The following is a 2406-nucleotide window of genomic DNA, read 5'->3' as shown; positions in this document are numbered from 1 at the left end:
GCCCCCCTCGGAGGGGGGCTTGCCCACCTGTGCGATCGATGGCGAGGAGGTGCCCTGCTCCACCCCGGAGATGGGCGCCTTCAACTCGGCGGACTCCTGCTACTGGAAGCCGACCGACGGCCCTGCCGGAGGCCTCCCGCCCGGCTTCGACACCGGCGCCCCGCCCGGCTGGAAGCCCGGCGACCCGGGCGGTCGGCTCTACCTGGTGACCTGCCCGCGCGGTGGGGACGTGCGGGGCGGGATCCGCTGGTCGGCGACCGGCCCGGTCGGTGGCGGCGTCGACGTCCAGGCCCTCGCCCGGCAAGCCGTGGAACGGCTGCGCCTGGAGGGCCCGGACATCGGGATCGTGCCCAAACCTGAGGGCAAGGGTCTGGTGGGGCTGCCGGTGTGGATGTGGAACCGGCCGGGTCCGACCCGCACGGGCCCGGCGATTGCGACGGCGTCGGCGGGCTCGGTCACGGTCACGGCGACCGCGACGGTGCGCACGGTGGTGTGGTCGATGGGTGACGGCGCCACCATCACCTGTACCGGACCGGGCATCCCGTACACCCCGGACCGGGGCAAGGAGATGTCCCCGACCTGCGGGTACAAGTACACGCGCACCAGCGACGGCTCGCCGGGCGGCCGCTACCCGGTCACCGCGACGACCACGTGGGACGTGGCGTGGGAGGGAGCGGGGCAGACCGGCACGATTACCACCACCCGCCAGAGCGCCACCAGTCTGGCCATCGGTGAGCTCCAGGTCCTCAACGTGCCCTGACCTGATCTGACCTGGGATGGGGTGAAACCTGGTGACGTCACCATCCTGGCCGGCCGTGACTTCGCCCCTGACGCTGGGCAAGTCTGCTGTTGCGCGGGCCCGGTGAGGTTGTACCGGAGGGGGGCTGGAGGGTTGTACGTAGAGGTGCACTAGGAGTTGCACCGGAGGTGTGACCGGGAGTGGGACCCCCACTTTTGTGATCTTGAGCATTGTGCCTGGTCAGACCCGGTGGGCAAGCCTGTCAAGGACGACGACACCTCTTTGTACGCGTCAGCCGGACAGAGAGGTCCAGCGTCTGGGGCCGGCCCGGCGGGCCGGGGCGGCCGGCTGGCGGGGGCTATTGGTCGGCCGGTGTGGGACCTGTGCCCAGACGGCGCCTGGCGGCCGTGCGTGGCTGCTCGGCAGGGACACGGTCCGGTTGCTCGGCGTGGGCGAGTTCGGCGGCGAGACGGCCGCGTGGGCCGGGTGCGGACGGGGCCTCGGGGTCGGGGCGGGGTCCGGTGCCCAGAGGGCGGCGCTCGGTCATCCAGACAGTGTGGTCCCCGTGTTCCCGCTGGGAACACCTCCGGCTGACGTACGGGCCCGGCCGCCCCTGCGAAGGCCGGGCCCCGCGCCTGCGCCGGACGCTACCGACGACGCCGGAGAGCCGGCACCAGGACGGCCACGGCGGCGACATACACGCCGAGCGTGCCCAGGGCCACCTGCGCCGGGTTGGCCCAGGCTGGGGCCAGCCGTACGACGATGCCCGCGGCGGCCGCCAGGACAGCGCCGATGCCCAGAAGCAGCACCAGGAACAGCGCGTCCCGCTGACGCCGCAAGCGCCCCAACTCGGCCTCGGCGGCCTCTGAACGGTGCGGGGCCATGGTGGATGTGGTGGTGCTCATGCTGGTGGTCCTTCCAGAAGCCGGCCTGGGGCCGGAGCGGGTGAATGGGAGCAACAGTGCGACCGGCAGGCGGTACGGCCCAGTTCTCGCGAAAATCCGTTCCGTGCCTGCTCAGAGGGCCCAGAGCGCAGATTCGCGAGCCCTTGACACAGAGACGGCCCGCCATCGCCGGATGAGGCTGCACGGCGTGGGGGTTAGTCCTGCAACCCCTGTCGGCGGCACCGCTGTCGACGTCCTCGGGCCTGCTCACCTGATCGAGGCATCGCGAATTATGGATTCGTTCGAAGGTTCAATGGGGAATCGGTGGAGGGGAATTCGGGGTTTCTGTTGTTGTTTTTGATCGGGTATTGCGCCGACCGATGTTTTCGCCGGATAGAGCCTGATGCTGTGTCAGTTTGGTGTGGTGGCGTGTGCCGTCGCTTGGGTGGGGTGCTTCGGCGGCCCGTGCGGCCGGGGTGGGTTCCTCTGGATCTCAGGTCTGTCCGTGTGTGGCTGCGGTGGTGTCATCGAGATGCGGTGAAGGGGCCTGCCACCCCCAGGGGGGTGGCAGGTTTCTCGGGTTTCTACACAGCTCATGATGTGATGCATCCGATGATGCGGAACCCCTCGGCAATACCCCTCCCGAGGCCCGCGTCAGCGGGCCCAGGTCCTGGAGGCGAAGCCGGAAGGGCCAAGGGGTGGGAGCGTCAGCGGACACCCCAACGGGCCGTAGGCCCGTCGATGTCCGCGCAAGCGCGGACATCTGGTGGCGGGGGGGCTTTT

At 70.3% G+C, this 2406-nt stretch carries 2 protein-coding genes; one reads left to right on the top strand and one right to left on the bottom strand.

Annotated features, from left to right (window positions below; translation table 11 throughout):
• The coding region (locus ACWGIU_RS35685) for a hypothetical protein (RefSeq protein WP_453712248.1) at positions 1-760 on the top strand (760 nt) is incomplete at its 5' end.
• A gap of 626 nt (positions 761-1386) precedes the next feature.
• Here ACWGIU_RS35685 and ACWGIU_RS35680 read toward each other — a convergent pair.
• The gene (locus tag ACWGIU_RS35680) at positions 1387-1644 is read right to left on the bottom strand and encodes a hypothetical protein (protein WP_453712247.1); all 258 of its coding nucleotides are present in this window, start codon (positions 1642-1644) and stop codon (positions 1387-1389) included.
• Between the last annotated feature and the right edge of the window lie 762 nt (positions 1645-2406).

This window comes from Streptomyces sp. NPDC054840 (assembly GCF_053611065.1).
Note: the sequence above shows the minus strand (reverse complement) of the source record. Positions and strands in the feature narration are given on the sequence as shown.

Excerpts from the sequence above, each read along its gene's own strand:
- ACWGIU_RS35680 (WP_453712247.1), bottom strand. The coding sequence starts at position 1,644 with ATGAGCACCACCACATCCACCATGGCCCCGCACCGTTCAGAGGCCGCC.